We start from the raw sequence: 14405 nt of genomic DNA on the forward strand, positions 1-14405 counted from the left end.
GGGGGCTGTTCCCCTGCAGGGGTAGCGCTCTACGGCGCGCGAGGGCGGATGCTTGGCTCTTCTCCGCTCCGCCCTTCCCTTGCCATGCCCCTAACCACTCACCGGCGGCCGCCTATCCTTCCACGGCATCTCCTGCTCGAGCTGCGCAGATGCGGCCAGCACGGTCGCCTCGTCGCCATAGCGGCCGACCAGCTGCACGCCGATCGGCACGCCGCCTTTCGACCAGCCGAGCGGCAGCGAGATCGCCGGCTGCCCCGAAATGTTGAAGGGAAAGGCAAACACCGAATCCGCCCACTTGGCGTTGTAGCGGTCGATATCCGTTTCCGACATGTCGTAATAGCCGAACGGGCGCGGCAGCTGTGTCAGTGTCGGCGTTATGAAGAGATCGTAGGCGTTGAGGTCGCCGACAATGTCGCGGCCGGCCTGCCGCAACTGTTCGACGTCGGAGATGTGCCTGATACCGCCGGTCGCGCGGCCGCGTTCGATGATCGCCCAGGTCACCGGCTCGACATCGCCAAGCGTTACCGGCCGGCCGATCACTGTCTGGAGATAGTCGAACGTTGCCGCCGTCTGCACGCAGGTCATGTTGGTGTAGGTCTTCCACACCGCATCGGCGTCGAGCGGCATGTCGTGTTCCTCGATATGGTGCCCGAGCCGCTCGAGCGCCGCGACGGTCGCCAGCACCGCCGCCTTGACCTCCGGGTCGATGGCCGTGCCGTTGGGCGGCGTGACGGAGAAGCCGATGCGCAGCTTTTTCGGCGCCCGCGCCGACAGGCTGAGCCAGGAACCATTCGGGGCCGGCGGCGTATAGGGATCGCCGGGCAGCGCGCCGGCCACCGCGTCGAGATAGGCCGCGGTGTCGCGCACGGTGCGCGAGCAGCACAGGAAATAGGCGCCGCCATACCAATAGTCGCCGAACGGCGCGAGGCTGACGCGGCCGCGCGACGGTTTCAGCCCGACGATGCCGCAGCAGGAGGCCGGGATGCGGATCGAGCCGGCGCCATCGCTGGCCTCGGCGATCGGCACCATGCGCGAGGCGATGGCAGCGGCGGCACCGCCGCTCGAGCCGCCGGGCGTGATGCCTTCCTTCCACGGGTTCTTGGTCACGCCGTAGAGTTTTGGCTCGGTCGTGATCGACCAGCCATTTTCAGGCGCGTTCGACTTGCCGACCAGCACCAGCCCCGCCGCCTTCATGCGGCGAACCACTTCGGTGTCGAAGTCGGCGACGACGTCTTTCAGGTAGAAGCAGGAATTGGTGTTCGGCGCCCCGGTCCAGGACGAGGCCAGCTCCTTGAGCAGGAACGGCACGCCGGCGAAAGGCGCTGACTTGTCGACCGTCCCGGCCTGGGCGCGCGCCATGTCGTAGAGGCGATGGATCACCGCGTTGAGCGCCGGGTTGAACCGCTCGACCAGCGTGATCGCCGCCTCGACAAGCTCGGCCGGCGAGACCGCGCCGCTGTGCACGAGGCCGGCCAGGTCGAGTGCGTCGGACTCGGCATAGGTTTTCAGCAGACTGTCGGTGACCATGTCTCTCTCCTGATTTTCAATGTTCTCAACGTCGCCCATTGAGGGCCAGGGGCTATCGCTTCGGGCCAACGTTGGCGCCGCCCCTCATCCACCTGCCGGCACCTTCTCCCATATAGGGACCAGAGCACTGGGGAAGCCGAGGTTTTCGCCCTACGAATACCCCCACCCCTAACCCCTCCCCACAAGGGGGAGGGAGACTCTCGTAGACGCTGACACCGGCAAACTACCGAAGTTCGACGCTGAGTATGATGAACAAAGGCGCGGCAGCATTCCCTCCCCCTTGTGGGGAGGGTTAGGGTGGGGGTGCGTGCCGGGCAAACATCTCACAATTTCCATCTGCGGTAGTCTTGTACAGGGCGGCGATAGGGAGGCGCTCCAACGCTGGCTCCCCTCCTGCTGTGCCGCCCGCCTCCAGCGCCAGCGGCGGATCGCGTCAGGCCAGGTCCACCGTCCGTCCCAGCGCGATGCTCTGCTCGGCCGCCAGCACGATGCGCAGGCTGTTGACCGCCGCATCCATCTGCGAGGACAAATCGAGATCCTCGCGGATGGCGCGCAGGAAGAAGGCCTGCTCGCGGTCGCACAGTTCCTGGTGGCCGGGCTCGTCCTCCATGCTGACGATCTCGTCTGGCTTCGAGAAATTCTTGTCGCCGTCGACCTGGGCGTAATGGATCTTCAGCGCATCGGTCTTGGTATGCCGGTCGATGTCGGCGGAGTTCGAGACGTCGGCCGTACCAGCCGCGCTGCTCGCCTGCTGGCCGGCGACGATCGACACCGCGCCCTTGGGGCCGACCACGTCCTTCACGAAATAGGCCGTCTCGCTCATCATCGGGCCCCAGCCGGCCTCGTACCAGCCGACCGAACCGTCATCGAAGGTGACGTGCAGATGGCCGTAATTCTGCTTGTCGGCTTCAGCCCACAATTTGGCGCCGATGCCATGCACGCGCACCGGCTTGGCGCCGGTCAGCTGGCACATGACGTCGACATAGTGCACGCCGCAATCGACGATCGGGATCAGCGAATCGATCAGGTTCTTGTGCCAGTGCCAGGCGCTGCCGCTGCTCTGCTGGTTGAGGTTGAGGCGCATCACCAGCGGCTTGCCCAGCGTCTTGCCGACCTCGATGAACTTGATCCACGACGGATGCACGCGCAGGATATAGCCGAGCACCAGCTTGCGGTTTTTTGCCCGCGCCGCGGCGACCACCTTTTCGGCGTCCTCGTTGTTGGTCGCCAACGGCTTTTCCATGAACACATGGCAATTGGCGGCGATTGCCTTCAGCGCGTATTCGGCATGGGTGTTGGGCCAGCTGTTGATCGACACGGCGTCCGGCCTGGTTTCGTTCAGCGCCTGGTCGAAATCCTCGTAGAGCGGATAGCCGGCCAGCTCCGCCGGGATTTTTGTGTTGCTCTTGATCGAACGGCTCATGATGCCGACGATCTCGAAGCCATCGAGCCGGTGATACGCGCTCGCATGCGACGCACCCATATTGCCGAGACCAACCACCAGCACTTTTACTTTTTCGGACACCGCCATCTCCCAATTATTGATTGATTCGTGCGCGGCGATCGATCGCCGCTCGTATGTCTATCCGGGACAAGTCAGCGCCGCCGCTCATTGCCCGGCCCCTTCCTCTTCCCCGTCGATCGGGGGAGAGGTGTCGAGCGGAGCTCGACGGAGTGGGGGTCGACCTTCGCCGCCCGCCTGAGGTTCCTTGCTCGCCTGATTGTGCCTGTCTTGGGTCGACTGCTCGTTTGGCGAATGCCTTCCCCCACTCCGTCGCCGCTTCGCGGCGCCACCTCTCCCCCCTCCGGAGGGAGAGGAAAGGAGCCAAGGCAGGGCAATGAGGGGCGGCGCCGACATAGCCCCGTTTGCACCCTACTTGATCGCCGAATCGAACAGATGCGCCTTGATCTTCTCGACATCGAGCGCGGCAAAGCCTTCCGACAGCTTGACACCGTCGGCATCGGCCTTGACCTTGGCCTTGTCGAAGGTGTTGGCCGGGCCGATCAGCTCGTTGGTGCAGACGTCCTCGGCCTTCACCGGAGCGGTGATCTGGCCGATCTTGTGGATCTCGTCGAAGAAGCCCTGCCAGCTCGCCATGTCGTGCGAACCCCAGCCGCCGCGCTTGTCCATGTCGCCACGGAAGACGTTGATCTGCTGCAGGATCGAAGTGGTGCCGAGCTCGGGCCTGAGATTCTTGGCCAGAGTCGGGAACTGTTCGAACACCGCTTCGACGGCCGCGCGAGGATTTTGATAGCCAAACTCCAGGCCCATCGCCCAGCCGCGCAGATACTTTTCCAGGAACGCCTTGCGGTCGGGATCTTCCAGATCGGCGGCGCGCACGACGAAAGTGTTGGCCGGCAGCTTCGAATGCTGCACACCGAGCCAGTATTCGAAGTCGAGCCCCTTGGCGATCCACTCGGCGCGCAGGCCTTCCCACGACAGAGCGGCGTCGCCCTGGCCACCGGCAAGTGCCGTGCCCCAGGTCGGCCAGCCGGCCTCGACATACTTCACCTTCTTGATGTCGACGCCTTGCGCGGCCAGCAGCGGGTCGGTGATCGACTGCCAGGCGGCGGAACCGAGCAGGATGGTCTTGCCTTCGAGCTTTTTCAGATCGTTCGACCCCTCGCCCTTGCGGAAGGCGAAGCTGAACGTGTCGCGCGCGCCCATATGGAACACCGACTTCAGCTTCATGCCGTTCTGGATGGCGAAGGAGAACACGCCGGGCGAGGGAAAGCCCATGTCGGCCTGGCCGACATCGACGAACTTCACCGTCGCCGTGCCGTCCGACGGCCCCGGCTGCATGTCGGTGTCCAGCCCGTCGAAATATCCGGCCTTCTTGGCCGCCCAATAGGGATAGTCGTCTAGCACTTCGAGCGTGCCGCGCGGCGAGATCCAGGTGAATTTGCCATAGGCCTCGGCCCTGGCCTTGAGGCCCGTGGCGCCGAGCGCCGTGGCGGTCACCAGGCCGGCGCCGGTCACCTGCAGGAAGTAGCGGCGGCTCATTCCCGCCGGGTGGATTGAATTGTCTTTGGTCATCGCATTCCCCTTTTGTTTGATGTCAGTCTTGCCCTGCCGCCCGCCTCCCGGGCGTCGTAATCGCCTCTGTGCTTATGCCTCCCAGCTCGCCCATTTCTTGCCGATCAGGAAGAACAGCACGTAGATCAGGATGCCGAGCGTCGACAGGATCAGCACCACCGCGAAGAACTGCGGCATCTGGATCATCGACGAATAGGTGGTCAGCCGGTTGCCGAGGCCGAAGCCGCCGCCGACCATTTCGGCGCCGACCGCCGTCAGCAGGCCGAAGATCGCGCCGATCATCAGCCCGACCAGGATCATCGGCAGCGCCATCGGCGCGCGGATCTTCCAGAAGATCTGCAAGGTGCTGGCGCCATAGGAGCGCGCCAGTGCGATCTTGGCGCTGTCGACGCGGCGAAAGCCGGTGGCCGCGTTGATCATCACCATCGGCCCGGCGGCCAGCGCCACCGCGATGATGCGCGGCGTGTAGCCGAAGCCGAAGCGCAGGATCAGAAGCGGCACCAGCGCCAGCATCGGTGTGGTGACGAGCAGCAGGATATACGGCGCGACGATCTTCTCGGCGAACGGGAACTGGGTGATGACGGCGGCCAGCACCAGGCCAATGATGGCGCCGATGGTGAAGCCGGACACCAGCTCGACCAGCGTGTAGCCGAGATGCGGCGCGATCAGCGGAAACTCGTCGAACAGCGCATAGGCGATCGAGCTCGGCGGCGGCATGATGTAGAGCGGCACGTGGAACAGCCGCAGCGCCAGTTCGATGCCGCCGATGATGATCACCGCGACGCCGAGGATGGCCGCCACCTCCTTGCCCGATTTGATACCGGGACCGCTGGCGAAGGCCGACAGATTGGTCAGGCTGACCTCGTGGCCGTCGCCGGGCTTGGACCCGGCCTTGGACTTGGAGAATTCCGGAATGGCGTCGCTCACGGTCTGATCCTCACGATCTCGGCGCTCGGGCGTTCAGCCGCCTTCGGCCGCGTGCGCTCGCCGACAATGTCCATCTTGATCCGGTTGGTGAGGTCGAAGACCTCCTTGGTCGCCATGATCTCCAGCGAGCGCGGCCGCGCAAACGGCACGCGATATTCCTTGGCGACGCGCCCCGGCCGGGCGCTCAGCACCACCACGCGATCGGAGAGGAAGATCGCCTCCTCGATGCTGTGGGTGATGAAGACGATGGTGGTCTTGGTGTCGAGCCAGATCTCCTCGACCAGCCGGTTCATCTCCTCGCGGGTAAAACTGTCGAGCGCGCCGAACGGCTCGTCCATCAGCAGCACCGAGGGTTTCAGCGCCAGCGCCCGCACGATCGCCGCGCGCTGCTGCATGCCGCCCGAAAGCTCGCGCGGAAACTTGCCGCCGAAGCCGTCGAGACCGACGCGGTTGAGCAGATGCGCGATCCACGCCCGGTCCGGCATCTGCCCCTTGATCTCGAAGGGGAAGCGGATGTTGGCGTCGAGATTGCGCCATGGCAAGAGATTCGCTTCCTGGAAGACGATGCCGATATCGGGATGCGGACCGGTGATCTTGATACCGTCGAGCCGGATCTCGCCGCTGGTCAGGCCGTGCAGGCCCGACATCGACCACAAGAGCGTGGTCTTGCCGCAGCCCGAAGGGCCGACGATCGAGACGATTTCATTGGCGCTGACATCGAGGCTGCAGCGATCCAGCGCCAGCAGGTCGCCGGAGGCCGTGTGATAGATCTTGGTCGCTGCCTGCACGCCAAGTTTTGGGTTTTTTACATCGCCCGTGTTCATCTGCCCCCCGGGAAGATTGCGCGATGATCCATTGGCTCATCCGGCCGCGAAAATCAGTCTGTAACTATCCTACTTTCCTGTCAAGCGCGAGTGCTGGTACCCGTATCACGAAAGTCCTGGCTTGGAGCTACACGTTTGTTTCTGCATCGTTTTCTTCGCCTTGAAATCCATGTTGCTTTCCTACATACTTCTGAACTCGCACGAACTGGAAAGGAAACGGCGAAGGTGAGGCTTCCCCAACGACACGCACCGGCTGCGAAGCGGTCAGGCGCGTGGAGCCAAGGCACGCAAACATGCTAAGACGTCAGCCTTGCAACCCAGGGAAAGACTAGGACTTCATGACCGAAGCTGGCAGCCAGGAAGAGCCTGTTCCAAGCCACGATGCGGAGGGCCGCGAGCCTGTCCGGCGCATCCCCGACATCATCTCGCTGGTCAAGGATTCCTACGGCGAATTGCGCCCGGCCGAACGCCGTGTCGCCGATGTCGTGCTCGACGATGTCAAATACGCGGTCGACGCCTCCAACGCCGCCCTTGCGCAGCGCGCCGGGGTTAGCGAGCCGACGGTGACCCGGTTCTGCCGGGCCATTGGCTGCGAGGGCGTGCGCGACTTCAAGCTGAAACTGGCCCAGAGCCTCGTCGTCGGCGCGCTCTATCTGAGCAAGCCGCCACAAACCAGCGGCGACAATGGCATGCCGTTCTGGAACGCGGTGTTCGGCGAGGCGCGCCGGGCGCTGCAGGAGGCCGAGCGGCAGCTCGATCCGGCGCAGTTGCAGAAGGCAGCCGAGCTGATCGCCAAGGCGCGCCAGGTCACCGTGTTCGGCCTCGGCGGCAGCTCGTCGGCGCTGGCGCAGGAAACCCAGTACCGGCTGTTTCGCTACGGCATATCAGTCAGCGCCCAATGCGACCCCTATCTGATGCGCATGACCGCCTCGACCTTGAAACCGGGCGACCTGGTGATCGCCATTTCGGCGACGGGACGCACGCGCGAGGTGATCGAGGCCGTCGAGCTCGCCAAACACTACCGTGCCAATGCGATCGCCGTGACAGCGCCCGACACCGAGCTCGCACGCGCCTGCGACGTCAGGCTGACGGTCGCGGTGCCGGAATATCCCGACACGCTGAAGCCGACCGCATCGCGCTTCGCCTTCCTGGCCGCGATCGACCTGCTGGCGGTTGCTTCCGCCTACAGGCTCGACGGCTCGGCCCGCGAGACGGTTCGGCGCATCAAGTACAACGCCCAGATCCACCGCACCGGCAAGGAGATGGAGCCGCTCGGGGATTGATGTCTGATTTGTGGGGCGTTTGCGCTGCCCCTCACCCTTACCCTCTCCCCGTGAAGAACGGGGAGAGGGGGTCGCCAACGTTGGCGCGCTTCCCTTCTCCCCGTCCCTTACGGGGAGAAGGTGCCGGCAGGCGGATGAGGGGCGGCGCCGAGTTTGACAATTGACGGTCTCAATACGGATTGGGCGCTTGGCAGAAGAGGAAACAAATGCTCGACATGGCACCATCGAAACAGGCAGCCGCATGGCTTGGATCTTTTGCGCGAGCGCTCGGAGCGGGCGATGTGGCGGCGGCAAGCAACCTGTTCGTCGACGACTGCTACTGGCGAGACCTTCTGACCTTCACCTGGAACATTACGACCATGGAAGGCCGTGAAGCCATCCATGACATGCTTCAAGCGACGCTGGCGGCGACAAAGCCGACGGCTTGGCACCTTTCCGGCGAGGCGACCTCGGACGAAGGCACCATCGAGGCCTGGTTCAGTTTTGAGACCGCATCGGCGCGTGGCGAAGGCGTCATGCGCTTGCGCGACGGCCGCTGCCGCACCCTGTTCACCGCGATGACCGACCTGAAAGGGTTCGAGGAGCGCAAGGGACCGGCGCGGCCGCTTGGCGTGCGCCACAAGGCCGATCCCGACCGAGAGACTTGGGGCGAGGCGCGGGCGCGCGAGACGCGCGAACTTGGCGCCGAAGAACAACCCTACTGCCTGGTCATCGGCGGCGGCCAGGGCGGCATCATGCTGGGCGCGCGGCTCAGGCAGCTGGGCGTGCCCACCATCGTCATCGAGAAGAATGCGCGACCTGGCGATTCCTGGCGCAACCGCTACCGCTCGCTCGTGCTGCACGACCCGGTCTGGTACGACCATCTGCCCTACATTCCGTTCCCGGAAAACTGGCCGGTGTTCACGCCCAAGGACAAGATGGGCGACTGGCTGGAAATGTATACGCGCGTCATGGAGCTCAACTACTGGGTCGCCACCAAATGCCTCAGTGCGTCCTATGATGAGGCCGAGAAGGTCTGGACCGTCGTCGTCGATCGCGTCGGCCGGCACATCACGCTGAAGCCGAAGCACATCGTCTTCGCCACCGGCGCCTATGGTCCGCCGCGGCGGATCGAGCTCGCCGGCGCCGACACGTTCAAGGGCGAATTGCTGCACTCCAGCCAATATTCCAGCGGCGACAAATTCCGCGGCAAAAAAGTTGCCGTCATCGGCGCGGCAAGCTCGGGGCATGATGTCAGCGTCGATCTCTGGGAGAGCGGCGCCGACGTGACCATGATCCAGCGCTCGCCGACGACCGTGGTCAAGTCGGACACGCTGATGGAAGTCGGCTTCGAGATCTTTTCGGAAGACGCACTGGCGCGCGGCATCACCACCGAAAAAGCCGACATGATCGTCGCCTCGACGCCCTTCGCGCTGGTGCCCAAGGGCCAGCGGGCGCTCTACGAGGTGATTAAGGCACGCGACGCCGCCTTCTACGACCGCCTGCGCGCCGCCGGCTTCGCCATCGATTTCGGCGATGACGAGACCGGCCTGTTGATGAAGGCCTACCGCACCGGCTCCGGCTACTACATCGATGTCGGCGCTTCCGAGCTGATCATCGACGGCAAGATCGGCGTCCGCAGCGGCGTCGCCATCAAGTCGCTGACGCCGACCGGCATTCTCTTCGAGGATGGCACCGAACTCGCCGCCGACGCGATCATTTCCTGCACCGGCTATCAGTCGATGAACGAGACGGTGGCCGCGATCGTTTCGCGCGAGGTCGCCGACAAGGTCGGCCCGTGCTGGGGGCTCGGCTCGGGCGTCAAGGGCGACCCCGGCCCATGGCAAGGCGAGCTGCGCAATATGTGGAAGCCGACGGCGCAGGACGCGCTGTGGTTCCACGGCGGCAACCTGGCGCTGTCGCGCTTCTACTCGAAATACGTGGCGCTGCAGATCAAGGCACGGATGGAAGGGATAGAGACGCCGGTTTACGGGGCGGTCAGCAACGCTGGGCGGTGAGGGTAATCTCCCCCGGGGGGAGATGTCGCCAAAGGCGACAGAGGGGGTCGCCGCACATGGAACGCCAACCTCCATCTGCCGCAGGGAGTTGGCGTCCAGTCGAACCGCCCCCCTCTGGCCTGCGAGCACGAAAACTCAGTCAAGCGGCAATCAGGCGGAAGCATTGCTTCGGTGAAAGGTCGACCCCCACTCCGTCGAGCTTCGCTCGCCACCTCTCCCCCGATCGACGGGGGAGAGGAAAGGCGCGGGTTCGTCAACCTTGGCGCCCTTCCTCTCCCTCCGGAGGGGGGAGAGGTGGCGCTGCGAGGCAGCGACGGAGTGGGGGACGCCATTCGCCAACGCGCAGCCGCCGCAAGACAGGCACCCTGCTGAGATCAGCTAATCATGCCCGTGCCCAAAATGCCTGGCGGCCACCTCGACATGCGTATGCGAGGCATGCGCCTCGAAGCGCTCCGTCTCGTTGTGGTCAGGCGCCTCGTTCGGCCACCAGGCGCCGCCGATGGCGATGCCTTCGCAGACCAGCCTCTGGTCGGCGACCAGCGAGGCACCGACCGCGTCGACGAAGGTGAAGCGGCCCGGGCGCTGGCGGAGCACGGCGACGTCGCCGACGGTGCCGACGGCCAGCGTGCCGAGGTCGGGCCTTGCGATCGCTTGCGCCGGGTTTTGCGTCGCGGCGCGCAGAACCTCGACCAGCGGCATGCCGAGCGCCAGGAGCTTCGACATGCAGACCAGGATGTCGAAGGCCGGTCCGTCGACGCAGTAGAGATGCACGTCGCTGCTGATCACGTCGGGCGCCAGCCCTTCTTCGAGCATGGCCCGCGCCACCGCGAAATCGAACGAGCCCATGCCATGGCCGAGGTCGAAGATGACGCCGCGCTCGCGCGCCAGCCGCATGTCCGGCCGCACCGCGCCCGAGGCGAACACCGGCGCGTTGGGAAACGGCCGGAAGCAGTGGGTGAGGATATCGCCCTTGCGCAGGCGCGGCAGCACTTCCGAGCGACCGGGCGGCGGCTCGTCAATATGCGCCATCAGCGGCAGCCCGGCCTGGTCGGCCGCCTCCAGCGCGAGATCAACCGGGGCGATGCCGCTGGTGCCACCGGCGTTGCGGCCGGAGCGAACTTTGACGCCGACGACGACATCGCGGTGTTCGCGCGCCGCAGCTATCACCTCGCGCGGCTCGCAGAGCCTCAGGTCGCTGCACTCGCCGACCGACACCGTCTGCGAGAAACCGAAGATGCCGGCAAAGGAAATGTTGACATAGGCCAGGATGCGGACTTTCGAGCGCTCGATGACATGGCGGCGGAAGCCGAGGAAATTGCCGGCGCCGGCACTGCCCGCATCGATGAAGGTGGTGGTGCCGCTCTTGGCGGCGAGCCGGTCGGCATCGACGCCGAGCGAGGTGCCGCCCCAATAGACGTGGCTGTGCAGGTCGACGAGGCCCGGCGTGACGATGCAGCCGCCGGCATCGACGATTTGCGCGGCGCGGTCGGCCGGAATGTCGGCATCGACCGCAGCAATGCGGCCATTGGCAATGGCGACATCGCGCGGCGCATCGAGCCCGGCGGCCGGATCGATCAGCCGGCCGCCTTTCAGCAGGAGGTCGAATTGCATTGGGGTAACCTCCGTTTCGTTGCTTTGCCTTCTCAGATAGGGCGATACGCGACCGCCTCGACTTCGATCTTGATGTCGATCATCAGCCGCGATTCGACCGTGGTGCGGGCCGGCGGGTTTTTCGGAAAGTGCCTGGCATAGACGGCGTTGAAGGCGCCGAAATCGCGCGCGTCTTCCAGCCAGACCGTGGTCTTGACGACATCGTCCAGGGTGCAGCCGGCCAGCGCCAATGCGGCCTTCACATTGGCGAGCACCTGCTCGGTCTGCTCCGTTATGCCGCCCTTGATCACGATGCCGTCGCTGCCGACCGGCACCTGGCCCGAGACATAGACGAAATCGCCGGCCCGCACCGCCGGCGACAGCGGCACATGGGACGTTCCAAAACACTGCTTCGGCAAGGGATGACCTCCTCTGATGACGGATGGGACGCCATGGCGACGCCCGCTTCGATCGACATTTACCGCGATCGGGGCGCTCCTCATAGGGGCCTTGTTGGAAAGCAACATTCTTAGGAATTCATGTTGCTTTATGACAGAAGCGCTTGCATCGTGCGCGCCGTCGCTCGGCGACGCACGGACGCATTTTCCAGACCGGGAGAGCCAGAAATGACCTACGACAAGAACCCGTTTCCGGCCGGCGATGCCGATCGCCACGCGCTCTGGGAAATGCTGGTGCGGCGCGACATCGACGCCTTCATCGGCCAGGACTGGCCGATGGTCGAGAATGATTTCGTCGCCGACAGCTTCTTCGGCATGCATGCGCATTTCCTCCACAACGCCGACGCCTGGCGGCTGCAGTTCCCGCGGCTGGACATCTATCGCGACGAATGGCTGCGCCAGGCCAAGGAGACCGCGGCGACGAAATTCGCCGAGCCGCTGCGCGAGGCGCTGTTTCGCGTCACCAACATGCGCGACATCGATGTCGACGGCGACCGCGCCGTGCTGCACAAGAAGTTCGACGGCACCATTGCCAAGGCGGACGGCAGCGTCGACCGGCTGAAATGGCAGACGCTGTATTTCTGCAGGAAGGTCGGCGGCAGCTGGAAGATCGCCGGCTTCGTCGGCTACATGCCGCACCCGCTCGGAAGCTGACGCATGTCGCTCAAAAGTGGCCCCGGTTTTGAGACACCGATATGCTTGGAAAGAGACGGTTTTCCGTCCGGAATTGCGTCAAGCAATGATCAATAGAGGGTGATGAGGGCCGGGAACAGCAGGCCGGTCGCCCTGAAATGCTCGATCAGTTCGATGATCGGGAAGACGGCCAGGAAATAGAGCCCGTCGAAAAATGTGCGCTTGAGCGCCCGCGTCGAGAACTGCTGCTCGTCCTGGTCATGGTACAGCAGGGGATTGGGCCAGAACCGCGGCGTGCTCTTGATATAGGCAAGGTAGGCCGGGCCAAACTTGCCGAGCAGGAATTCGGCTTCCTTGCGCGCCGTCACGCGAAAGATGAAAAAGCTGGCAACGCCCAGCGCCATGGCCGCCAGCACGGAACCGTAGATCAATCCGATCCCCACCGCCCCGACCGTCGAGAAGAAGTAGAGCGGGTTCTGGGTTGTCGAAAACGGCCCGGTCGAGACCAGTTCCTCGTTCTTCTTGCCGCCGACATAGAGGATGCTCCAGAGCCGTCCGACGACACAGACGACCACCAGGCAGAAGCCGAGGAATTCGAGCGTGTCGTGCCCCTGCGAGCCCTCGCTGAGCGCCGGTTTGGCGAGAAACAGAAGCAGCACCGCGAGCACCGCCGCAACCCGCACGAAGATCAGCCGCTTGCGCTGCTCGAACGCCCGTGAAACCGGTTTCAGGTAGGCATAGCTCATCGTGTTTCCTGGTGCGCTGGCAAGCGGGTGTTTGGCAAGCCCGGGGGCACTGGGTCACCACATTGATGGCGGATGCAAGGCGCCGACCTTCTATCAGCGCACCGCGAGGCGTTCGTAAAGGCTTTTCGCGCGGACCGCACGCATTCTTACGAAATTGTAAGCAGCCGGACAGGCGAGCGTGAACTCCGCTGCCTACGGTGCGAACGCCGGCTCGGCATTTCCGGGGCCGGATTCAATCGAGCCAACCGGCTATCGGCACCAATCAGGGAAGTATCTCATGAGAAAATTTGCGCTTGCCATCGCACTGGGCACGTTTGCCGTTTCCAGTCCGGTCTCCTCTGTTTTCGCGGCCACGGCGCCTTGCGAGGAGACCCTGAAAACCCTTCGCGCGGCGGAGGCCGCGGCCACGCTCAGCGCCGCCGACAAGACCAAGGTCTCGGACCTGGAGACCAAGGGCATCGAGCGCTGCAATGCCGACGACGACAAGCGCGCCGACGACTTCTTCGCTCAGGCGATGAAGATCATGGGCAAATAGGTCCCCGAATCACCAGCCTCAGGACGCCTGCCATGCTCTCTCCCAATACGAATGAAACCGCCGGACCGGACCAAAACAGGGTCCCGGACGTCACCATCGATTTCTGGCTGATCAAGCTGATGGCCGTGACGATGGGCGAAACGGCGGCCGACTATCTCGCCGTCAACCTCGGATTGGGGCTGACCGTGACATCGCTGATCATGACCGGCGTCCTGATCGTCGCCCTTGTCCTGCAGTTCGCCCAGAAACGTTACGTCCCCTGGGCCTACTGGCTGGCGGTGGTGCTGATCAGCGTTGTCGGCACACTGGTGACGGACAACCTCGTCGACAATTTCGGCGTGCGCCTGCAGACCACGACCATTGCTTTCTCCGTCGTGCTCGCCGCGACATTCTCTGTCTGGTACGCCAGCGAAAGAACGCTGTCGATCCACACCATCTTCACCACCAGGCGCGAAATCTTCTACTGGCTGGCGATCCTCTTCACCTTCTCGCTCGGCACCGCCGCCGGCGACCTGGTCGCCGAGACTTTCGACATGGGTTATCTCACCACCGGCCTGCTGTTCGGCGGCGTGATCGCGCTCATTACGCTGGCCTACTACCTGCTGCGTCTCGACGGCATCCTGGCCTTCTGGCTCGCCTATATCCTGACGCGGCCGCTTGGCGCCTCGTTCGGCGACCTGTTGTCGCAGCCGGTCGAATATGGCGGCCTCGGTTTCGGCACCACCTTCACCAGCTTGATCTTCCTTGGCTGCATCGTTGCCCTCGTTCTCTACATGACGCTGAAGAGAACAGCCGACGAGGCTGGCGAGATCCTTGTGGAATCGGACTGAACAGGCGCCTCGTCATGG

At 64.3% G+C, this 14405-nt stretch carries 13 protein-coding genes; 5 read left to right on the forward strand and 8 right to left on the reverse strand.

Annotated elements, in window-relative coordinates; genetic code table 11:
* Positions 1-90: 90 nt before the first annotated feature.
* From BPNPMPFG_RS21850 to BPNPMPFG_RS21870, 5 genes are all read right to left on the reverse strand, one after another.
* Positions 91-1527, reverse strand: coding sequence for an amidase (locus BPNPMPFG_RS21850; protein ID WP_258590737.1), 1437 nt, complete (start codon positions 1525-1527; stop codon positions 91-93).
* A 433-nt stretch (positions 1528-1960) separates the two neighbouring features.
* Complete coding sequence (locus tag BPNPMPFG_RS21855) at positions 1961-3052, reverse strand: Gfo/Idh/MocA family protein (RefSeq protein ID WP_258590738.1); 1092 nt, start codon at positions 3050-3052, stop codon at positions 1961-1963.
* Between the two features lie 348 nt (positions 3053-3400).
* The gene (locus tag BPNPMPFG_RS21860; RefSeq protein ID WP_258590739.1) at positions 3401-4564 is read right to left on the reverse strand and encodes an ABC transporter substrate-binding protein; all 1164 of its coding nucleotides are present in this window, start codon (positions 4562-4564) and stop codon (positions 3401-3403) included.
* 72 nt (positions 4565-4636) lie between these two features.
* Complete coding sequence (locus BPNPMPFG_RS21865; protein ID WP_258590740.1) at positions 4637-5491, reverse strand: ABC transporter permease; 855 nt, start codon at positions 5489-5491, stop codon at positions 4637-4639.
* Entirely contained in the window at positions 5488-6315 is an 828-nt protein-coding gene (locus BPNPMPFG_RS21870) for an ABC transporter ATP-binding protein (RefSeq protein WP_258590741.1), read from the reverse strand. Before BPNPMPFG_RS21870 ends, BPNPMPFG_RS21865 begins: the two co-directional genes overlap by 4 nt.
* A 338-nt stretch (positions 6316-6653) precedes the next feature.
* Here BPNPMPFG_RS21870 and BPNPMPFG_RS21875 point away from each other — a divergent pair, with 338 nt between their 5' ends.
* Positions 6654-7598 carry a MurR/RpiR family transcriptional regulator gene (locus tag BPNPMPFG_RS21875; protein ID WP_258590742.1) on the forward strand — a complete coding sequence of 315 codons (945 nt, stop codon included), beginning with the start codon at positions 6654-6656 and terminating at the stop codon, positions 7596-7598.
* A gap of 206 nt (positions 7599-7804) precedes the next feature.
* Entirely contained in the window at positions 7805-9595 is a 1791-nt protein-coding gene (locus BPNPMPFG_RS21880) for an NAD(P)/FAD-dependent oxidoreductase (RefSeq protein ID WP_258590743.1), read from the forward strand.
* Between the two features lie 378 nt (positions 9596-9973).
* Here the strand turns inward: BPNPMPFG_RS21880 and BPNPMPFG_RS21885 are convergent, their stop codons facing one another.
* On the reverse strand, positions 9974-11206 hold the full coding sequence (locus BPNPMPFG_RS21885; protein ID WP_258590744.1) for an amidohydrolase/deacetylase family metallohydrolase: 1233 nt from the start codon (positions 11204-11206) through the stop codon (positions 9974-9976).
* A gap of 32 nt (positions 11207-11238) precedes the next feature.
* Entirely contained in the window at positions 11239-11604 is a 366-nt protein-coding gene (locus BPNPMPFG_RS21890; RefSeq protein ID WP_258590745.1) for a RidA family protein, read from the reverse strand.
* Positions 11605-11811: 207 nt separating this feature from the next.
* On the opposite strand from BPNPMPFG_RS21890, the gene BPNPMPFG_RS21895 reads away from it, so the two are divergent.
* The gene (locus BPNPMPFG_RS21895; RefSeq protein WP_258590746.1) at positions 11812-12297 is read left to right on the forward strand and encodes a hypothetical protein; all 486 of its coding nucleotides are present in this window, start codon (positions 11812-11814) and stop codon (positions 12295-12297) included.
* Positions 12298-12386: 89 nt separating this feature from the next.
* Here BPNPMPFG_RS21895 and BPNPMPFG_RS21900 read toward each other — a convergent pair whose 3' ends face one another.
* Positions 12387-13022, reverse strand: coding sequence for a methyltransferase family protein (locus BPNPMPFG_RS21900; protein WP_258590747.1), 636 nt, complete (start codon positions 13020-13022; stop codon positions 12387-12389).
* 277 nt (positions 13023-13299) lie between these two features.
* Here BPNPMPFG_RS21900 and BPNPMPFG_RS21905 point away from each other — a divergent pair, with 277 nt between their 5' ends.
* Both BPNPMPFG_RS21905 and BPNPMPFG_RS21910 read left to right on the forward strand, forming a co-directional pair.
* Positions 13300-13557, forward strand: a complete 258-nt coding sequence (locus BPNPMPFG_RS21905) for a hypothetical protein (RefSeq protein ID WP_258590748.1) — start codon at positions 13300-13302, stop codon at positions 13555-13557.
* Positions 13558-13589: 32 nt separating this feature from the next.
* Positions 13590-14387, forward strand: a complete 798-nt coding sequence (locus tag BPNPMPFG_RS21910; RefSeq protein ID WP_258590749.1) for a COG4705 family protein — start codon at positions 13590-13592, stop codon at positions 14385-14387.
* Positions 14388-14405: the final 18 nt, after the last annotated feature.

Origin of the sequence: Mesorhizobium sp. AR07 (genome assembly GCF_024746815.1) — a bacterium.
Classification (GTDB): Bacteria; Pseudomonadota; Alphaproteobacteria; order Rhizobiales; family Rhizobiaceae; genus Mesorhizobium.